At 71.7% G+C, this 18,669-nt stretch carries 17 protein-coding genes; 3 read left to right on the top strand and 14 right to left on the bottom strand.

Features of this window, described 5'->3' with window-relative positions; translation table 11 throughout:
• Positions 1–2: 2 nt before the first annotated feature.
• From KLP28_05495 to KLP28_05505, 3 genes are all read right to left on the bottom strand, one after another.
• On the bottom strand, positions 3–1,520 hold the full coding sequence (locus tag KLP28_05495) for an adenylosuccinate lyase (GenBank protein QWC86163.1): 1,518 nt from the start codon (positions 1,518–1,520) through the stop codon (positions 3–5).
• A 70-nt stretch (positions 1,521–1,590) separates the two neighbouring features.
• The gene (gene purD, locus KLP28_05500; GenBank protein QWC86164.1) at positions 1,591–2,835 is read right to left on the bottom strand and encodes a phosphoribosylamine--glycine ligase; all 1,245 of its coding nucleotides are present in this window, start codon (positions 2,833–2,835) and stop codon (positions 1,591–1,593) included.
• Between the two features lie 4 nt (positions 2,836–2,839).
• Positions 2,840–4,132: an adenylosuccinate synthase gene (locus KLP28_05505; protein QWC86165.1), complete on the bottom strand. Its 1,293-nt coding sequence runs from the start codon at positions 4,130–4,132 to the stop codon at positions 2,840–2,842.
• Positions 4,133–4,315: 183 nt separating this feature from the next.
• Between KLP28_05505 and KLP28_05510 the strand changes: the two genes are divergently transcribed.
• Positions 4,316–5,293: a diacylglycerol kinase gene (locus tag KLP28_05510; protein QWC86825.1), complete on the top strand. Its 978-nt coding sequence runs from the start codon at positions 4,316–4,318 to the stop codon at positions 5,291–5,293.
• An 84-nt stretch (positions 5,294–5,377) separates the two neighbouring features.
• On the opposite strand, the gene KLP28_05515 is transcribed toward KLP28_05510, so the two are convergent.
• From KLP28_05515 to KLP28_05530, 4 genes are all read right to left on the bottom strand, one after another.
• A complete protein-coding gene (locus tag KLP28_05515; protein ID QWC86166.1) occupies positions 5,378–6,298 on the bottom strand; it encodes a hypothetical protein in 921 nt (306 codons plus the stop codon).
• Between the two features lie 157 nt (positions 6,299–6,455).
• Positions 6,456–6,857, bottom strand: a complete 402-nt coding sequence (locus KLP28_05520; protein QWC86826.1) for a DUF3151 domain-containing protein — start codon at positions 6,855–6,857, stop codon at positions 6,456–6,458.
• A gap of 17 nt (positions 6,858–6,874) precedes the next feature.
• Positions 6,875–7,906: a class II fructose-bisphosphate aldolase gene (gene fbaA / locus KLP28_05525; GenBank protein ID QWC86167.1), complete on the bottom strand. Its 1,032-nt coding sequence runs from the start codon at positions 7,904–7,906 to the stop codon at positions 6,875–6,877.
• A 64-nt stretch (positions 7,907–7,970) separates the two neighbouring features.
• Positions 7,971–8,633: an rRNA methyltransferase gene (locus KLP28_05530; protein ID QWC86827.1), complete on the bottom strand. Its 663-nt coding sequence runs from the start codon at positions 8,631–8,633 to the stop codon at positions 7,971–7,973.
• A 59-nt stretch (positions 8,634–8,692) separates the two neighbouring features.
• On the opposite strand from KLP28_05530, the gene KLP28_05535 reads away from it, so the two are divergent.
• Entirely contained in the window at positions 8,693–9,427 is a 735-nt protein-coding gene (locus KLP28_05535; GenBank protein QWC86168.1) for a VTT domain-containing protein, read from the top strand.
• Between the two features lie 26 nt (positions 9,428–9,453).
• Here the strand turns inward: KLP28_05535 and KLP28_05540 are convergent, their stop codons facing one another.
• Positions 9,454–10,008, bottom strand: a complete 555-nt coding sequence (locus KLP28_05540; GenBank protein QWC86169.1) for an orotate phosphoribosyltransferase — start codon at positions 10,006–10,008, stop codon at positions 9,454–9,456.
• 32 nt (positions 10,009–10,040) lie between these two features.
• On the bottom strand, positions 10,041–10,757 hold the full coding sequence (locus KLP28_05545; protein QWC86170.1) for a class E sortase: 717 nt from the start codon (positions 10,755–10,757) through the stop codon (positions 10,041–10,043).
• A gap of 30 nt (positions 10,758–10,787) precedes the next feature.
• Here KLP28_05545 and KLP28_05550 point away from each other — a divergent pair, with 30 nt between their 5' ends.
• Positions 10,788–12,035, top strand: coding sequence for a pyridoxal phosphate-dependent aminotransferase (locus tag KLP28_05550; protein ID QWC86171.1), 1,248 nt, complete (start codon positions 10,788–10,790; stop codon positions 12,033–12,035).
• A 2-nt stretch (positions 12,036–12,037) separates the two neighbouring features.
• On the opposite strand, the gene KLP28_05555 is transcribed toward KLP28_05550, so the two are convergent.
• The 5 genes from KLP28_05555 to clpB all read right to left on the bottom strand — a co-directional run bounded on the left by KLP28_05555 (position 12,038) and on the right by clpB (position 18,666).
• Positions 12,038–13,555, bottom strand: coding sequence for a response regulator (locus KLP28_05555; GenBank protein ID QWC86172.1), 1,518 nt, complete (start codon positions 13,553–13,555; stop codon positions 12,038–12,040).
• Positions 13,552–14,190: a hypothetical protein gene (locus tag KLP28_05560; protein QWC86173.1), complete on the bottom strand. Its 639-nt coding sequence runs from the start codon at positions 14,188–14,190 to the stop codon at positions 13,552–13,554. The genes KLP28_05555 and KLP28_05560 overlap by 4 nt, the downstream gene beginning before the upstream one ends.
• Positions 14,187–14,885, bottom strand: coding sequence for a hypothetical protein (locus tag KLP28_05565; protein ID QWC86174.1), 699 nt, complete (start codon positions 14,883–14,885; stop codon positions 14,187–14,189). Before KLP28_05565 ends, KLP28_05560 begins: the two co-directional genes overlap by 4 nt.
• Positions 14,886–14,962: 77 nt before the next feature.
• Positions 14,963–15,988 (bottom strand): hypothetical protein, encoded by a 1,026-nt coding sequence (locus KLP28_05570; GenBank protein QWC86175.1) that lies wholly within the window; start codon positions 15,986–15,988, stop codon positions 14,963–14,965.
• A gap of 59 nt (positions 15,989–16,047) precedes the next feature.
• On the bottom strand, positions 16,048–18,666 hold the full coding sequence (clpB, locus tag KLP28_05575; protein QWC86176.1) for an ATP-dependent chaperone ClpB: 2,619 nt from the start codon (positions 18,664–18,666) through the stop codon (positions 16,048–16,050).
• Positions 18,667–18,669 lie beyond the last annotated feature (3 nt).

Below are 18,669 nucleotides of genomic sequence, written 5' to 3' on the forward strand. Positions count from 1 at the left end.
CGTCACAGGATCGCCCCGGGGGTGTACGACGCTGCTGCCGGGTCCTGCGCGACGTGCGCCTCGACCTGGCGTACGACCTCCCGCACCTGCGAGACCGCCGCGCCGGTGAACTCCAGCGGCTCGGCGACCAGTCGCTCCACCTGCTCGGCGTCGAGGCCGAGGCGGGGGTCGGCGGCGAGCCGGTCGTACAGGTCGTTGCGTTCCAACCCCTGCCGCATCTCCAGTGCGACGGCGACCGCGTGCTCCTTGATCGCCTCGTGCGCGGCCTCGCGGCCGACGCCGTTGCGTACGGCCGTCATCAGCACCTTGGTCGTGGTGAGGAACGGCAGGTAGCGGTCGAGCTCACGCTGCACCACCGCGGGGAAGACGCCGAACTCGTCGAGCACGGTGAGGAAGGTCTGGAAGAGCCCGTCGAGGGCGAAGAAAGCGTCGGGGAGGGCGACGCGGCGTACGACCGAGCAGTAGACGTCACCCTCGTTCCACTGCGAGCCGGCGAGCTCACCCACCATCGACAGCTGGCCCCGGAGCACCACGGCCAGACCGTTGACGCGCTCGCACGAGCGGGTGTTCATCTTGTGGGGCATCGCCGAGGAGCCCACCTGGCCCTCCTTGAACCCCTCGGTGACGAGCTCGTTGCCGGCCATGAGGCGGATGGTGGTCGCGAGGCTGGAGGGTCCGGATGCGATCTGCACGAGCGTCGAGACCACGTCGAAGTCCAACGAGCGCGGATAGACCTGACCGACGCTGCTGAGCACCCGGGTGAACCCGAGGTGCGTGGCGACCCGCTGCTCGAGGTCGTCCAACTTGGACGCGTCGCCGCCGAGCAGGTCGAGCATGTCCTGGGCGGTGCCCATGGGGCCCTTGATGCCGCGCAGGGGGTAGCGCACCGTCAGCTCGTCGAGGCGTTCGAGCGCGACCAGCAGCTCCTGGGCGGCCGAGGCGAACCGCTTGCCCATCGTCGTGGCCTGCGCGGCGACGTTGTGGCTGCGGCCCGCCATGACCATGTCGTCGTGGTCGGCGGCCAGCTGCGCGAGTCGCGCCAGCGTCGCGACGACCCGCTGGCGGATCAACGCCAGCGAGCTGAGCACCTGCAGCTGCTCGACGTTCTCCGTCAGGTCGCGGCTGGTCATGCCCTTGTGGATCTGCTCGTGCCCGGCGAGCGCGCTGAACTCCTCGATGCGCGCCTTCACGTCGTGCCGGGTCACCCGCTCGCGGGCGGCGATGGAGGCCAGGTCGACGGAGTCGACGACCTGCTCGTACGCCTCGACCGCCCCGTCGGGCACGTCGACGCCGAGGTCCTTCTGGGCCTTCAGCACGGCGATCCACAGCCGCCGCTCGAGGACGATCTTGTGCTCGGGGCTCCAGATCTCGGCCAGGTCGGCTCCGGCGTAGCGGGTGGCGAGGACGTTGGGGACGGTCACGGCGGCATTGTCCCAGCCGGGTCCGACTCCATTGTCTCGGGCCGTTGGGAAACCACGGGATCGCTGCGAGACGGCACGACGAGGCCTACGGTGCGTCATCGCCGCGTGATTGTGTGCCCTCTCGGCGTGATTGTGTGCCCTCTCGGCGTGATGGTGTGCCCTCTGGGCGTCAGGCGTCGGCGGCGATGTCGGAGCGCCACTGCGCCCCGTCGAACTCGATGCGTTCGACGCCCGCGTACGCCTTCGCCCGGGCGTCCTTGACCGAGTCGCCCACGGCGGTCACGCACAGGACACGTCCACCGGCGGTGAGCAGGTGGTCGCCGTCGGTGCGCGTGCCGGCCTGGATCACCTCGACGCCGTCGAGCTGCTCGAGGCTGCGCTCGCCGTACAGGCCACCGATCAGGTCGCCCGTACGCACCTGCCCGGGGTAACCCGCGGCGGCCATCACGACCCCCACCGCAGCGCCCGGCTTCCACACCGGAGCCGGCTCGTTGGCCAGCTCGCCCACGGCGGCCGCGTGCAGCAGCGAGCCCAGCGGCGAGTCCAGCAGCGCGAGCAGCGGCTGCGTCTCGGGGTCGCCGAAGCGGGCGTTGAACTCGATCACCTTCACGCCGGCCGAGGTCAGGGCGAGACCGGCGTACAGGAGCCCCGTGAAGGGCGTGCCCCGACGCCTCATCTCGTCGACGGTCGGCTGCAGCACGGTCTCGAGCACCTCCTCGACGAGCCCGCCGGGCGCCCACGGGAGCGGGGTGTACGCCCCCATGCCGCCCGTGTTGGGGCCCTCGCCGCCGTCGAAGATGCGCTTGAAGTCCTGCGCGGGCTGCAGCGGGTAGACCGTCTCGCCGTCGGTGACCGCGAACAACGACACCTCGGGACCGTCGAGGAACTCCTCGACCACCACCCGCGAGCAGGCAGCCGCGTGCGCCATGGCCTCCGAGTGCAGCTCGGTGACCACGACCCCCTTGCCGCCGGCCAGGCCGTCGTCCTTCACGACGTACGGGCACCCGAGCTGGTCGAGCGCGAGCTCCACCTCGTCGGGCGAGGTGCACAGGGCCGCCCGGGCCGTCGGCACACCGGCCGAGGCCATGACGTCCTTGGCGAACGCCTTCGAGCCCTCCAGCTGCGCCGCCTCTCCCGAGGGTCCGAAGCACGCGATGCCCGCGTCACGCACCACGTCGGCGACACCGGCGACCAGCGGCGCCTCGGGGCCGATGACGACCAGGTCCGCGGCGACCTGCCTCGCGAGGGCCACCACCGCCTCGCCGTCGCACATGTCGACGGCGTGCACCGTGGCGCACTCGGCCATGCCCGGGTTGCCCGGTGCGGCGTGCACCTCACTCACCCCCGGGTCCCGCGTCAGGGCGAGGCACAGGGCGTGCTCGCGGCCACCGGAACCGAGGACGAGTGTCTTCATCTGCTCAGCCTTCTCGTAGGACGACAGTCTGGTCGCGCCCGGGGCCGACCCCGAGTGCCCAGAAGGGTGCCCCACTCATCTCCTCCAACGCCAGCACGTACGACTGGGCGTTCTTCGGAAGGTCGGAGAACCGGCGGACGCCCGAGATGTCGGTGCCCCAGCCCTCGAAGTGCTCGTACACCGGCGTCGCCCGCGCGAAGTCCGCCTGCGTCATCGGCATCTCGTCGTGCCGGACGCCGTCGATCTCGTACGCGACGCACACGGGGATCGACTCCCAGCTGTCGAGCACGTCGAGCTTGGTGAGGTAGAAGTCCGTCAAACCGTTGACGCGGGCGGCGTAGCGCGCGATGACCGCGTCGTACCAGCCGCAGCGGCGCGTACGCCCGGTCGAGACGCCGATCTCGCCGCCGATGCGCTGCAGCTCGGTGCCGTTCTCGTCGAACAGCTCGGTCGGGAACGGTCCCGAGCCGACCCGGGTCGTGTACGCCTTGACCACGCCGATGACCCGGTCGATGCGCGTGGGGCCCACCCCGGCACCGATGCAGACCCCGCCCGCGACCGGCGAGGAGGACGTGACGAACGGGTAGGTGCCGTGGTCGACGTCGAGCATCGTCGCCTGGGCGCCCTCGAAGAGCACGGTGTCGCCGCGGTCCAGCGCCTGGTTCAGCAGCAGCGAGGTGTCGGCCACCATGGGCCTCAGCCGCTCGGCGTAGGAGGTGAGCTCCTCGACGACCTGCTCGACCTCGATCGCGCGGCGGTTGTAGACCTTCGTGAGCAGCTGGTTGCGGATGTCGAGCGCACCCTCGACCTTCTCGGTCAGCAGCGCGGCGTCGAACAGGTCGGAGACGCGGATGCCGACGCGGTTGACCTTGTCGGCGTACGCGGGCCCGATGCCGCGCCCGGTGGTGCCGATCTTGTTGTTGCCGAGGAAGCGCTCGGCGACCTTGTCGATCGTGGAGTGGTAGTCGGCGATCACGTGCGCGTTGGCCGAGACCACCAGCCGCTCCTCGACGCCGTCGACACCGCGCTCGATGAGGCCGTCGAGCTCACGGAACAGCGCCTCGGGGCTGACGACCACACCGTTCGCGATGACCGAGGTCGCACCCGGCGTGAGGATGCCCGACGGCAGGAGGTGGGTGGCGAACTTCTCGCCGTTCACGACGATGGTGTGGCCGGCGTTGTGACCGCCGGAGGTGCGTACGACGTAGTCGATGGTCTCGGAGGTGGCGAGCAGGTCGGTGGCCTTGCCCTTGCCCTCGTCGCCCCACTGGGCGCCGAGCACGACGATGGCTGGCATGTCTGGTTGTCTCCTCGAGGAGGCGGCAGGTCGGCCCGGACCTGCCCGCGACCGGACAGCACGAGAGCCCGGGCGCAACAGCACCGGGCTCTTGCGAACGCACCCTAGCAAGCGCCGGACCGGTGTGACAGACGTCGTCCGCCGCATCGGTTCCGCCAGGGAGGCCGGGGGAAGATGAAGAGGATGGTCCGCTACCTCGTCATCACGAACGACACCGCAGGCTCCGACGACGACGGGCACGCGCTGCGTCTGGCGCTCGAGGTGCTGACCGCGGCCGGTGAGGCACAGGTCGTCAGCACCTCCTCGCCCGAGGAGCTGGACGACGTGCTCGCCGACCGCGACGGACGCACCATCGTGATCGCCGGCGGCGACGGCAGCCTCCACGCCGTGATCGACCGGCTGCACGCCCGTGGCGAGCTCGGCGACGGCCCTGTCGGCCTCCTCCCGTTGGGCACCGGCAACGACTTCGCCCGCGGGGTCGGTGTACCGCTCGAGCCGGACGAGGCCGCGCGTCTCATCGTCGAGACCGAGCCGACACCCGTCGACGTGATCGTCGACGACGACTCCCACGTCGTCGTCAACGCGGTGCACCTCGGCGCCTCGGCCCACGCCTCACGCAAGGCCGCCGACTGGAAGTCCCGCCTCGGCAAGGTGAGGCTCGGCATCTTCGGGTACCCGGTCGGCGCCGCCATCTCCGCGCTCAACCCGCCGATCCTGCGGCTCGACGTGACCGTCGACGGCGAGCAGGTGGCCGACCGTTCCAGCCACGTGCTGATGGTGGCGGTCGGCAACGGCCCCTCGGTCGGAGGCGGCAACCAGGTCACCCCCGACGCCGACCCCGAGGACGGCACCCTCGACGTGATGGTGTCGCACTCGATCGGACGCATCACCCGTCTGGCGATGGTCTGGGACATGGTGCGTCGCAAGCACCGCACGCGCCGCGACGTCGACTACCTCGAGGGGCGCGAGGTCACGGTCGCCGGCGACAAGTTCTACATCTCCGCCGACGGCGAGATCAGCGGCCCGTACACCTCGCGCACGTGGAGGCTGCACCGCCGGGCGATCCCGATGCACCTCGACCCCGACCGCGACACCGGCGCCGGCGCCGGGTGGGGGCCGCGGAGCCCGTTCAGCCAGCTGGCGCACCTGCGGGACGACTGACGCGTACGCCCGCTGGGCCGCTCGATCGTGTACTGGGCACACGCTGCAACCTCTGCCCGGCGACGATGACAGCGGTCCGGTCGACTATGAGCTGCCCAGGATCGCAGCGCGCAGTCTCGCCGCCGTCTCCTGACGCCTGCGGCCCCACAGCTCGTCCCAGGTCACTCTCACGACGACGAAACCAAGTGATCGCAGCCAGTCCTCACGCTTCTTCTCGCGCCACAGCACGTCCTCGGGGGATTCGCCCGGCCGTCGGAACTCACGCCCGTACTTGACCCTGCCGTCGAACTCGATGAGGACGCGGCCGATTCGCAGGTCGGCATAGGCGGTGCGTGTGCCGTCGCTGACGTGGAACTGCGACTCGACGTCGCCGAGATCCAGTTCGAGCGCGAGTGCTCGCAGCAGCGTCTCACCCGGATTCTCAGCACGCCCGTCGGCGTCCCGGACGACGCTCGTCAGACAGGCCGCACCCGGCCACCCCGACTGTCGCGCGGCGGCGTCGGACAGCTCGGCGCGAGTCGTCCCTGAGCGGAGCGCCTGATCGGCGACGACGAGTCCGGGGATTCGTCCATCCGTGCGAGCCACGTCGGCGACGACTCGTGCGACCGAGAGGACGGGCACGCCGTCGACACGGCGCAGCTCGCGCACGTCGATGGTGCCGCGGTGCACTCTGACGCCGGCCGAGGCGCGCGTACGTTCGGCAGCGGGGCTCGTCAGGTGGACGTCCTTGATGGACGCGTGCAGCACCGCGAGCCCCTGCACGACCGCCCCGCTGCCGTGGCTGGCGGACTGCTCGCCGTCGCGGCCGAGCAGAGCGGCTCGGACCATGATGCGGTGTCGATCGACCACACCGGACGCCTGCCAGGTGGCGCGGCATGCGTACACGCCGCGTCGCACCGCGATCCACGGTCCGCCTTGCCGTGAGAGGGATCGGAGGCGCGCGTCGGTCAGTCCGAGGTCGAGGGCGCGCTTGCGCGTCAGGAGGTCGGCCGGTGCGAGGTCCATGCGCGGAATCGTGCTGTGGGAAGCCTGTCTTCGCGATCGCGCGAACCGACACCGGTGGAGAAGGGCCTCGTCCACAGCTCGGCTGCCGCAACTGCCACGGGGCACGCGCTGCAACGCGTGCCCCGTGGCAGTTCGAGGGGCCCGGTGGGCCAGGCCGTCAGGAGTCGAGCAGGGCCTCGTACGCCGCGGGGCTGGAGTCGCGGAGGAAGTCGCGGCAGCGCTGCGCCTCGGGGTCCTCGCCGATGCGGTGGGCCGCGGTCGCCAGGGCGGCCAGCGCGCGGAGGAAGCCGCGGTTCGGCTCGTGGTCCCACGGGACCGGCCCGTGGCCCTTCCAGCCGTTGCGGCGGAGCAGGTCCAGCGAGCGGTGGTAGCCGGTGCGGGCGTACGCGTACGCCGTCACGTCGTCGATCGAGTCGTCGGCCAGGGCCCGCTCGGCGAGCTCGGCCCACGCGAACGGCGAGGCGGGGAACTCCCGCACCACCTCGGTCGGCTGCTCGCCGGCCGCGAGCTCGGCCGCTGCCGGGTCCTCGGGCAGGTGGGTGGCCGGAGGGCCGGCCATCAGGTCCGGGCCGGGGGTCACTTGACCGAGTTCCCGACCGAGCGGAGGTGCTCGCAGGCCTCGACGACGCGGGCGGTCATGGAGTTCTCGGCGGCCTTGCCCCAGCTGCGCGGGTCGTAGACCTTCTTGTTGCCGACCTCGCCGTCGATCTTCAGTACCCCGTCGTAGTTCTTCATCATGTGGTCCACGACCGGGCGGGTGAACGCGTACTGGGTGTCGGTGTCGATGTTCATCTTGACCACGCCGTAGTCGACCGCGTCGCTGATCTCCTGCTCGCTGGAGCCCGAGCCGCCGTGGAAGACCAGGTCGAAGGGCCGCGAGCCCGACTCGAGGCCGAGGTGGGAGACCACGGCCTCCTGCGCCTTCTTCAGGATCTCCGGCCGCAGCTTCACGTGCCCGGGCTTGTACGCCCCGTGCACGTTGCCGAAGGTCAGGGCGGTCATGTAGCGGCCGTTCTCGCCGTTGCCGAGCGCCTCGACGGTGGCGATGGCGTCCTCGGGCGTCGTGTACAGCTTCTCGTTGACCTCGTTGTCGACGCCGTCCTCCTCGCCGCCGACCACGCCGATCTCGACCTCGAGGACGATCTGCGCGGCGTGTGCCTTGGCCAGCAGCTCCTTCGCGATCTCGAGGTTCTCCTCCAGCTCGACCGCGGAGCCGTCCCACATGTGGCTCTGGAACAGCGGCAGCTGACCGTTCTTCACTCGGTCGGCGGAGATGTCGAGCAGCGGGCGTACGAACCCGTCGAGCTTGTCCTTGGGGCAGTGGTCGGTGTGCAGGGCGACGTGGATGTCGTAGTGCTTCGCGATCTCGTGCGCGTGCGCGGCGAAGGCAGCCGAGCCCGCCACCATGTTCTTCACGCCCTGACCGGAGAAGAACTCCGAACCGCCGGTGGAGACCTGGATGATGCCGTCGGAGCCGGCGTCGGCGAAGCCCTTGATGGCGGCGTTGAAGGTCTGCGAGCTGGTCACGTTGATCGCCGGGAACGCGAAGTTCTTCTGCTTCGCGGTGTCGAGCATCTCGGCGTACTTCTCGGGTGTGGCGATGGGCATGCGGCGGTGCTCCTAGCGGCGTACGGGATGTCTGGGCAGTCGTCCGCCACCCTAGTGCCCGGTCTCAGCCGCGCCAGGCGTCGGCGGCGGACAGGTCCGCGTGCTGCCTGACCCAGGTGTGCATCGCGATCGCTGCCGCCGCGGAGGCGTTGATCGAGCGGGTCGACCCGAACTGGGTGATAGAGAAGGTGCCGTCGACGGCCTCGCGGGCCTGCGCCGAGAGCCCCGGCCCCTCCTGACCGAACAACAGGCACACGTGGCGCGGCAGCTCGAGCGCCTCGATCGGGGCCGAGTCGGGGAGGTTGTCGATGCCGAGCAGCGTCACCGGCTCCGCGCGCTCGTGGAGGTCGCGGGCCAGGTCCGGGACCCCGGCGTGGTGGCGTACGTGCTGGTAGCGGTCGGTGACCATGGCGCCGCGGCGGTTCCACCGCCGGTTGCCGACGATGTGCACCTCCGCGGCGAGGAACGCGTTGGCCGTGCGCACGATCGTCCCGATGTTGAAGTCGTGCTGCCAGTTCTCGATCGCGACGTGGAAGGGGTGTCGGCGGGTGTCGAGGTCGGCGACGATCGCGTCCATCCGCCAGTAGCGGTAGCGGTCCACCACGTTGCGACGGTCGCCGGCGGCCAGCAGCTCGGGGTCGTACACCTGTGACCCGGGTCCCGTCGGCCATGCTGCCTCGCCGCCGGGCCAGGGGCCGACACCGACCTCGGTCGGCCCGTACGGCATGGGGTCGTACGGCGCGCGCTCGTCCTCGGGCACGCCCCTGAGCCTAGACGCGACGGCAGATGCGTACGGTCGAGGGCTACCCTCGGTGCGTGGACCTGCTCGAGCCTCTCCTGGCGCCGCTGATCCTCGGGATCGACGGGCTGAGGTGGATGGACCCGCAGTGGCTGCTCGACCAGTTCGGGTCCGCGTTCTTCTGGATCTCGATCCTGATCGTGTTCGTCGAGTGCGGGCTGTTCTTCCCGTTCCTGCCCGGCGACACCCTGCTGTTCGCGATCGGCATCTTCGCAGCCTCGCAGGACTCGGTCGTCCCGGGGCCCATGGAGCTGGACCTGCTCACCGCGACCGTGCTCCTGAGCCTCTCCGCGTTCGCGGGCAACGTCGTCGGATACGAGTTCGGCAGCCTGCTGGGACCCCGGCTCTACGCGCGCGACGGCAGGGTCATCAAGCGCAAGTACCTCGATCAGACCGAGGCGTTCTTCGACCGCCACGGCAACAAGGCACTCGTCATCGGCCGTTTCGTGCCGTTCGTACGCACCTACATCACCGTGGTGGCCGGCGTGACCCGGATGGGCCGTGCCCGGTTCATGCTGTGGTCGGGCATCGGAGCCGTGGTGTGGGTTCTCTCGATCATGCTGCTGGGGTACTTCCTCGGTCGCGAGTTCCCGATCATCGGCGAGAACATCGACTACGCGATCCTCGCGATCCTGCTCGTCGGGGCTGTGCCCGCCAGCATCGAGTGGTGGCGGCACCGGCGCCAGGCTCACGCCCAGCCGGCAACCGAGCGTCGCGACTGACCCCCCGGAGGGGATGCACGGTCGGCTCAGACCGACAGGTCGCCGAGTCCGACCGCGTGACGGTAGTCCAGCCCGGCCTCGGCGACGCGCTCCGCGGCCCCGGTGCCGCGGTCCACGACCACGGCGACCGCGACGACCTCGGCACCGGCCTCACGCAGCGCGGCCACGGCCTCGAGCACCGAGCCGCCGGTCGTGGAGGTGTCCTCCACGGCGAGCACGCGCCGGCCGGTCACGTCGGGACCTTCGATGCGCCGCTGCATCCCGTGCGTCTTCGCCTCCTTGCGCACGACGAAGGAGTCGACCCGGCGACCTGCGGCTGCTGCCGCGTGCAGCATCGCCAGGGCCACCGGGTCCGCACCGAGGGTGAGGCCCCCGACGGCGTCGAACTCCAGGTCCGCGACGAGGTCGAGCATCACGCGGCCCAGCACCGGCGCCGCGTCGGCGTCGAGCGTCACGCGTCGCATGTCGACGTAGTAGTCGGCCTCCGCGCCCGAGGAGAGGGTGACGCGGCCGCGCACGACGGCTTTCGCGTCGATCTGGCTGATCAGGTGGTCGCGGTCACGGGTCTGCGGGTCGGCCATGAGCGGAGCCTAGGAGACGACTCCGCGCGGGCCTACGCCTTGTCGACCGTGCGGACCAGCTCGCCGAACGCGATCATGCGGTTGTCGGTGTGGAACAGCTCCGAGCAGGTGGTCAGCGTGATCAACCGCTGGTCGTCCGCCTGCGGCGGCTGCACACCGCCGGGTGAGGGGTTGGTCGGGAGCGGGTCGACGACCCAGACCTGGCTGAAGTCCACGACGAGGTCGTTGGGGTCGGTGAGGAGCTCGTAGACGTAACGGGTCTCGCGCGTCTCCACGATCACACGGTCGCCCGGTCGCAGCTCCGGGAGCCGTCGGAAGGGCTCGCCGTGGGTGATGCGGTGGCCGGCCAGGGCGTAGTTGCCGACCTCGCCCGGGGCTGCGCTGGTCGGGAAGTGCCCGAGGCCCTCGGTGAGGGTGGCCTCGTCGACGCCGTCGAGGATCGGCACGGCGTACTCGCCGCCGAGCGCCGGGATGCGCAGGATCGCCGGCCCGTCGTCGCCGGACGCGACCGCCTGGAGGGTGCCCCCGTCCTGCGGGTCCGGGGCCGGGCGCGACCAGTCGCGCTCCAGCTGCTCGACGAGGTCGTCCTGGGCCCGCTGCGAGACGTAGGTGGTGCCGAAGAGCTGCCAGCCGACGTATCCGAGCAGACCTACCCCCACGAGCAGCATCGACAGGCCGGCGAGGAAGGTGAGCCGGCTGCCGCGCGAGCGCGTGCCTGGCGGTCGGTCGGTCGTGCCCGCGTCACCCATGACCTGCATTCTCCCCGTACGGTCCAACGCATGCGAAACGGTGTGACGGACGAGGTGGAGGACCAGGTGGCGTCCGCGCTCGCGTCGCGGCTCCGCGACGTGCCGGCGACGACGATCTTCACCGAGATGTCGGCGCTGGCGGTGCGCACGGGCGCGGTGAACCTGGGCCAGGGGTTCCCTGATGCCGACGGACCTCCGGAGGTGTTGGAGGCTGCGGTGACGGCCTTGCGCCAGGGGGCCAACCAGTACGCGCCCGGCCGGGGCGTGCCCGCGTTGCAGCGGGCGGTCGCGGATCATCAGCACCGTCACCACGGTGTCGAGCTGGACCCCGTCACCCAGGTGGTGGTCACGACCGGCGCGACGGAGGCGGTGGCGGCCGCGGTGCTCGGGCTGGTGGAGCCGGGCGACGAGGTCGTGCTGCTCGAGCCGTACTACGACTCCTACCGTGCGGCGGTCGACCTGGCGGGCGGGGTCCGGGTGCCGGTGACGTTGGCGGCGCCGGACTTCCGGCTGGACGTGGCGGCGCTGGAGGCCGCGGTGACCGACCGGACGCGTCTGATCCTGCTGAACACCCCGCACAACCCCACCGGGACGGTGCTGACGCGTGCGGAGCTCGAGGACATCGCCCGGGTGGCGGTCGCGCACGACGTGGTCGTGGTGACCGACGAGGTGTACGAGCACCTGGTCTTCGACGGCCGCGAGCACGTGGCGCCGGCGTCGCTCCCGGGGATGGCGGAGCGGACGGTGTCGATCAGCTCGGCCGGCAAGACCTTCAACGTGACGGGGTGGAAGGTCGGCTGGGCCACGGGCCCGGCGCACCTGGTCGACGCGGTCTTCGCGGCGAAACAGTGGCTGACGTTCTCCTCCGCCGCGCCGTTGCAGCCGGCCGTGGCGTTGGCCCTGACCGACCACGACGGGTTCCACGAGGACCTGGCACGGTCGTTGGCGTCGCGGCGGGACCTGCTGGTGGCGGGGTTGGGCGAACTCGGTCTGCACGTGCGGAGCGCCGAGGGCTCGTACTTCGTGCTCACCGACGTCTCGGCCTGGGGCTGGCAGGACGGGCGGTCGTTCTGCGAGGCCCTGCCGGAGCGCGCGGGTGTGGTGGCGATCCCGGCCCAGGCGTTCTACGAGCACGGCGCGGACTCACCCGGGCGGCACCTCGTGCGATGGGCGTTCTGCAAGGACGAGGCGACGGTCGCCGAGGGGGTGCGGCGCCTGACGGAGGCGTACGCGGCGGGCCGCCTGGAGTGCTCGCCGGGCGGACCCGCGCCCGGCTGACGTCACGCAGTGGGCAACCTCAGGGTGAAGCAGCTCCCGCCGAGCACGCTCGGCTGGTAGTCGACGCCCCCGCCTTGTGCCTCGGCGAGCTGCCGGACGACGAACAGGCCGAGGCCGGTGCCCCGCGCCTCGGTGCCCTCGGCGCGGGCGTACTCGGTGAAGAGTCGGTCGCGGAAGGCGTCGGGGACGCCGTCGCCGGAGTCCTCGACGGCGATGGCGACGTGGTCGGCGGTGACGTCGACCTTGACGACGATCGGTGGGGCGCCGTACTTCTGGGCGTTGGAGACCAGGTTGGAGAGCATCTGCTCGAAGCGGTAGGGGTCCGCGCACATGCGAGCGCGTCGTCCGGCCACGAGGCGGATCTCGGGGTGCGGCGCGAGGATGTCGCGGACGGTGCTCTCGACGTCGAGCTCGCGCGGGTCGACCCGCAGGGTGCCGCGGTCCGCCTGTGCCGCGGCGAGCAGGTCGGCCGTGATGGACTCGAGCAGGCGGGCCTGGCGGCGTACGGAGTCCAGCAACCGCTTCTGGAACGCGGGCGGCAGGTCGGCGTCGTCCTCGAAGGCCTCACAGACGCCGGCGAGCACGGTGACGGGGTTGCGGATCTCGTGGGCGGTCGTGGCGATGGCGCGACGCAGGCGGTGGGAGTCGCTGTCGGAGTCGGCGCCGCGGGCGAGGACCACCAGGTGGCCGTCCTGGACGCGCGCCATGGCCGTGCCCGGACGCGACGGGTGCCCGACCGGCGTGTCGAAGGCGTGGGCGCCGTCGCGGTGGGCTCGCGCCAGACGTGCGAGCTCAGGGGCCTCCTGGGCCAGCGGGGCGCCGACCGACAGGCGACCGTGCCAGACCTGCGCGGCCGCCGGGTTGAACCAGCGGACACAGGCCTCGTCGTCGTCGTCGAGGACGAGCACGCACGCTCCGGACCCGGCCAGGATGGCAGCGGGGTCCACGTCGTCCGGGAACGGCAGCAAGGGCGCTTCGGGCTCGGCCGGGGACCGGGCGTCTCGGGCCTCTCGGGCCCCCCGGGCCTCCCGGGCCCCCCGGGCCTCCCCGGACCACGGCGTCGAGGTCCTCGATGCGAGCGTCTCGCGCATCCCGCGGTCGTCGCAGAGCTCGAGGATGCGGTCGACGATGTCGAAGAGCGGGATGCCCTTCTGGATGTAGTCGGCCGCGCCGGCGGCCAGCGCCTGCTCGGTGAGCGCGTCGGCGCCGAAGCCGGACAGCACGAGGATGACGGCCTCGGGCACGAGACGCTTGATCGCGGGGAGCGCCTCGAGCCCGTCCATCACCGGCATGGCCAGGTCCAGCACGACGACGTCGGGCCGGGTGCTCTCGACGACCTCGATTCCGCGTGCTCCGTCGCCGGCCTCGCCGACGATCTCGAAGACCTGCCGGCGGCGCAGGGCCAGGCTGAGCAGCTCGCGCAGGTCCGGTGTGTCGTCGACGATGACCACGCGCAGCGCCGGCGAGCCGGCGCCCTCGGACAGGTCGTCGCGGTCGAGCAGCTGCGTCCCGGTGGTCACGCCGTCGTCCCGTCGGTGTCGTGCACGGAATCACCTGTCGACCGTCCGGCCGCAGCTCTGCTGCTCTGGGCGTCGAGGATCGCTGAGGTGCGACGCAGCAGTCCCCGGGTGTCGGCGCCCGACTCCAGCAGGCCGGTGATCATGCCGCTGGCCGAGCCGATGGCCGTGTCGAGGCTCGCGAGCGCCCGTTTCTCGTCGCCCACCTCGACGGCCATGCGTACGACCACGAGCGCCTGGAGGATGTTGTCGTTCAGCTCGAGTGCCTGGCGCTCGCGGCTGCGGTAGTCCTCGAACAGCTGGGCTCCCGCCATGAGCGAGGAGTACGTGCGCCGCAACGTCAGGTAGTAGACGGCGACGAACGCGCTGACCAGGTCCCACACGGCCAGGGCCGGCGTCCAGGCTGCCCGCATCGCTCCGCCGGTCGCCTCATCGACCCCGAACGCAGGCATCAGCATGTGCACCGCGTGGGACCCGTGGTGCACGGCGCAGGTCAGGAAGATCGCGGCGGTCGCGGCGCCGAGCGGGTTCGAGCGGAGCTGACCCGAGCGGATGAGCGGACGCACGATGGCGACGGTGATCGCGAAGTAGGCGACGGCGATGACGGAGTTCGCGGCCATGCCGATCTGCCAGCTCACAGCAGGCCTCCCGCGGTGACCAGCGCGACGAGGCTGCCCCCCGCCGCAACGGCGACCAGCCGCGACGCCGGGGGCCACGACGTCCACCGGTCCACCCGGGTGCCGACCGGAGTGGCGTCCGCGGGCACGGTCGTCCGCCGCGTTCCGTGCAGCAGGACCGCGACGGCGACGACGGTGAGCAGCTGCCACACGGCGGCCAGCAGGTCCGGCGCACCGAACGCCGGCACGGGGCCGGGGTAGATCGCGGTCGGCAGGCCCCACGTACGACTCATGAGCCAGATGCCGAGCGCGCCACCGTGGAGAGCCAGGCCTGTGACGAGCAGGGCCGCCGGGACGGTCGCCGCGCTCCTCGTCGACCGGGCGACCGCGTACGCCCATCCCGCCTGGAGAGCCGCCACGACGGCGAAGGCAGGGGCGAGCACCGCACCCGCCTCGGGCCGCAGGTGCCCCGGGACGACGAGGGCGTGGACGAGCGCCGCGGCCACCGAGGCCGTGACGGCCACGGTGACCCAGACGGTGACGGCGCGGTGGTCGGGCCCGCCTACGGCCTGACGGACGCGCCGCACCCAGGAGGCCGGCGCGAGCAGCCACAGCACCGCGAGCACGCCGACGACGGTGAGCGAGTGGTGGATCCCGTGCAGCACGAGGCTCGCGGGCGCGGCCGTCCCGAAGCACAGCGCCACGGGAGCCCACACGTGCTCCACCCCTCACCGCCGATTCGGACCACTCAGGAATCGTTTGCACCGATCATGGTCCTTCGGCCCGGGCCGCGTCAGGAGTTCGGGCGATCCTTTGCCCAGGCACGAGCGTCGCCGCGCAGCAGCCGTGCCAGCACGAAGGCGGCGAGACCGGCGTTCACCAGACCGAGAGGCAGTGTCAGCAGGCCCGCGACGATCGTGAAGCCGGCCGAGACCACCAGCAGGATCTGCGCCACCTCGTTCCCCCGCCAGACACCGGCCGCGAGCCCTCCCGCGGCGATCGACCAGACCAGCGCCAGCCCCCCGAGCACGGTCAGCCCGTCCAGCGCCTGGTCGACGCCGATGCCCAGCTGCGCCAACTGGGGTTCGTCACCGAGCTGCTCGACGGCGACGTCGCGGAACAGGACGGCGCCGAGCACCACCACCAGGCTCAGCAGGAAACCCGCGAGGCAGCCGATCCACGTCGCCACGCAGGCCTCACTCACCGCGCGGGGACGAGGCGTGGCTTCCGCCGTGCGGTCCCGGACGGCGCCGATCGACGGCGAGGGCGTGGCCAGCGGTGAGCCCTTCGGGCTGGTGAAGACCGACGGCGACGTGCCTGTCCGGTCCGAGGAGCCCGACGCGCTGCCGCGCGTGTCCGCGCCCGGACGCTCCGGGGGCGTACGGATCGGCCGCCCCGCGAACCAGTCGCGCCCCGGCCCGGAGAAGACCAGGATCGTGCCCAGGGTGACCCCGAGCCCGAGCAGGCCGACCCCGGCGACGGGTGAGCCGATGAAGACGATCACGGCGCACGCGAGGAGGCCCCAGCGCGCACGACGATCGCCCAGCACCGTGAAGACCGCGAGCACGACCGACAGGCCGCCGACGACCGCGAGCACCCGGATCAGGACCCTCATGGCCGTGACGGCCTGGTCGACGTCGAGCCCCAGACCGCTGGCCGGTGGCTCGGCGAGCTGCTCCGCGAGCTGGCGGCGCACCTCGGCCGAGGCGGTCGCTCCCAGCGCGTCCCAGAGCCCCAGCAGCAGGAGGACGCCGCCGAAGGCGGCCAGGACGCCCCCGATCAGGACAGGTCGCGGGCGTTGGGCGACGTCCGGAGTCATGCGGCTCATTCCACCAGACGGCGCCCCACATCGTTCCCGCCTCCGGCGCCGGGGCGGGGTCAGCCGCGCGGCGTGAGCTGCAGCGGCTGCCCGGGCACCGGCTCGGTCGGCACGCTCACCTCGACGGTGGACCCGTCGAGCACCTCCCCACCGATCAGCAGCCGGGCGAGCGGGTCACCGATGGCCTGCTGCACCAGGCGACGCAACGGTCGGGCGCCGTACGCCGGGTCGTAGCCGGTGCGGGCGAGCCAGTCGCGCGCCGCGGCGTCGACGTCGAGGGTGATGCGGCGTACGTCGAGCCGGCGCTGGAGGTCAGCGAGCTGCAGGTCGACGATGGGCGCCAGCTGCTCGGGGCCCAGGGCCTCGAAGAGGACGGTCTCGTCGAGCCGGTTCAGGAACTCGGGCTTGAAGGCCTGCCGGACCACGGCCATCACCGCGTCGCGCTTCTTCTCCGCGTCGAGCGTCGGGTCGACGAGGTACCCGGAGCCGAGGTTCGAGGTGAGCACGAGGATCGTGTTGCGGAAGTCGACCGTGCGGCCCTGCCCGTCGGTGAGACGGCCGTCGTCGAGCACCTGCAGCAGCACGTCGAAGACCTCGGGGTGGGCCTTCTCGACCTCGTCGAGCAAGACCACGGAGTACGGACGGCGGCGTACGGCCTCGGTGAGCTGGCCACCCTGGTCGTAGCCGACGTATCCCGGCGGCGCGCCGACCAGGCGGGCGACGGCGTGCTTCTCGGCGTACTCGCTCATGTCGATGCGCACCATCGCGCGCTCGTCGTCGAAGAGGAAGTCGGCGAGGCTCTTCGCCAGCTCGGTCTTGCCGACTCCGGTCGGACCGAGGAACAGGAACGAGCCGACCGGGCGGTCGGGGTCGGCGATGCCGGCCCGGGACCGGCGTACGGCGTCGCTCACCGCCGCGACCGCGTCCTCCTGGCCGATCAGGCGCTCACCGATGACCTCCTCCATGCGCAGCAGCTTGGCGGTCTCGCCCTCGAGCAAGCGGCCAGTCGGGATTCCTGTCCAGGCCTCCACGACTGCGGCGATCTCGCCGGCGCCGACCTTGTCGCCGACCATGCGGTCGTCGTCGGCGACCTCCTGCTCGGCGGCGGCGCCCGCGCTGATCTGGCGCTCCAACATCGGGATCTGCCCGTAGAGCACCTCCGAGGCACCCGCGAGGTCACCCTCGCGCTGCAGGCGCTCGGCGGTCATCCGCAGCTCGTCGAGCTGCTTGCGCAGGTCGCCGACGCCTTCGAGCGACGCCTTCTCGGCCTCCCAGCGCTGCTCGAGCGCGCGCAGCTCCTCCTCGCGGTCGGCGAGGTCGACCCTCAGCCGTTCGAGCCGGTCGACGCTCGCGTCGTCGGTCTCGCGCTCGAGCGCGAGCTCCTCCATGCGCATCCGGTCGACCGCGCGACGCAGCTGGTCGATCTCGACCGGGCTGGACTCGATCTCCATGCGCAGCCGGCTGGCGGCCTCGTCGACGAGGTCGATCGCCTTGTCGGGCAGCTGACGGCCGGTGATGTAGCGGTCGCTGAGCATCGCCGCGGCGACCAGCGCCTGGTCGGTGATGGTGACGCCGTGGTGGGCCTCGTACTTCTCCTGCAGGCCGCGCAGGATCGCGACGGTGTCGGTGACGCTCGGCTCGCCGACGTACACCTGCTGGAACCGGCGCTCCAGCGCCGGGTCCTTCTCGATGCGCTCGCGGAACTCGTCGAGCGTCGTCGCGCCGATCATGCGCAGCTCGCCACGGGCCAGCATCGGCTTGAGCATGTTGCCGGCGTCCATGGCCGAATCGCCACCGGCGCCTGCGCCGACGACCGTGTGGAGCTCGTCGATGAAGGTGACGACCTGACCCGCGGAGCTCTTGATCTCGTCGAGCACGGCCTTGAGGCGCTCCTCGAACTCGCCGCGGTACTTCGCGCCGGCGAGCATCGCGCCGAGGTCCAGGCTGAGCACCCGGCGCCCCTTGAGGGAGTCGGGGACGTCGCCGTCGACGACGCGTTGCGCGAGGCCCTCGACGACGGCGGTCTTGCCGACACCGGGCTCGCCGATCAGAACCGGGTTGTTCTTCGTGCGTCGGCTCAGCACCTGGATGACGCGGCGGATCTCCTCGTCGCGGCCGATCACCGGGTCCAGCCCGCCCTCGCGGGCACGCTCGGTGAGGTCGACGGCGTACTTCTCCAAGGCCTCGTAGGAGGCCTCGGCGTCCTGGCTGGTCACGCGGCGGTCCCCGCGCACCTCGGCGACGGCCGCGAGCAGGGACTCGGCGGTGACGCCGGCGTCGACCAACAGCTTCTGGGCAGGTGACTCGACCTGCACCAGGCCGATGAGCAGGTGCTCGGTGGCGGCGAAGTCGTCCTTCATGCCCTCGGCGAACTCGATCGACTTCGCCAGCGTCTTCGTCAGCTGGTTGCCCGCGGGGGCGCCACCGGAGACGGTCGAGCCGGAGACCGCGGGCAGCGCGGCCAGTGCGGTGTCCGCGGCGCGCTCCAGGGCGCGTACGTCGGCCCCGGCCTTCTCGAGCAGGCGCGGGGCGACACCCTTCTCGGGGTCCCGGCCCTGCCGCAGCAGCGCCACCAGCAGGTGGACCGGCTCGGTCTGCGGGTTGCCGGTGGTGACGGCCAGGGTCTGGGCAGCGTTGATCACCTCGACGCTGCGGCTGGTGAACTTCGATGCGTCCACGGA

The organism is Nocardioidaceae bacterium (assembly GCA_018672315.1).
Taxonomy (GTDB): Bacteria; Actinomycetota; Actinomycetes; order Propionibacteriales; family Nocardioidaceae; genus TYQ2.

Bases quoted from the DNA above. Each gene is read 5' to 3' on its own strand.
- KLP28_05530 (QWC86827.1), bottom strand. From the start codon at position 8,633: ATGCCGTACGGGCCGACCGAGGTCGGTGTCGGCCCCTGGCCCGGCGGC.
- KLP28_05570 (QWC86175.1), bottom strand. From the start codon at position 15,988: ATGACTCCGGACGTCGCCCAACGCCCGCGACCTGTCCTGATCGGGGGC.
- KLP28_05505 (QWC86165.1), bottom strand. From the start codon at position 4,132: ATGCCAGCCATCGTCGTGCTCGGCGCCCAGTGGGGCGACGAGGGCAAG.
- purD (QWC86164.1), bottom strand. From the start codon at position 2,835: ATGAAGACACTCGTCCTCGGTTCCGGTGGCCGCGAGCACGCCCTGTGC.
- KLP28_05510 (QWC86825.1), top strand. From the start codon at position 4,316: ATGGTCCGCTACCTCGTCATCACGAACGACACCGCAGGCTCCGACGAC.
- KLP28_05495 (QWC86163.1), bottom strand. From the start codon at position 1,520: ATGACGCACCGTAGGCCTCGTCGTGCCGTCTCGCAGCGATCCCGTGGT.
- KLP28_05550 (QWC86171.1), top strand. From the start codon at position 10,788: ATGCGAAACGGTGTGACGGACGAGGTGGAGGACCAGGTGGCGTCCGCG.
- KLP28_05520 (QWC86826.1), bottom strand. From the start codon at position 6,857: ATGGCCGGCCCTCCGGCCACCCACCTGCCCGAGGACCCGGCAGCGGCC.
- KLP28_05545 (QWC86170.1), bottom strand. From the start codon at position 10,757: ATGGGTGACGCGGGCACGACCGACCGACCGCCAGGCACGCGCTCGCGC.
- KLP28_05535 (QWC86168.1), top strand. From the start codon at position 8,693: ATGCGTACGGTCGAGGGCTACCCTCGGTGCGTGGACCTGCTCGAGCCT.
- KLP28_05515 (QWC86166.1), bottom strand. From the start codon at position 6,298: ATGGACCTCGCACCGGCCGACCTCCTGACGCGCAAGCGCGCCCTCGAC.
- KLP28_05540 (QWC86169.1), bottom strand. From the start codon at position 10,008: ATGGCCGACCCGCAGACCCGTGACCGCGACCACCTGATCAGCCAGATC.
- fbaA (QWC86167.1), bottom strand. From the start codon at position 7,906: ATGCCCATCGCCACACCCGAGAAGTACGCCGAGATGCTCGACACCGCG.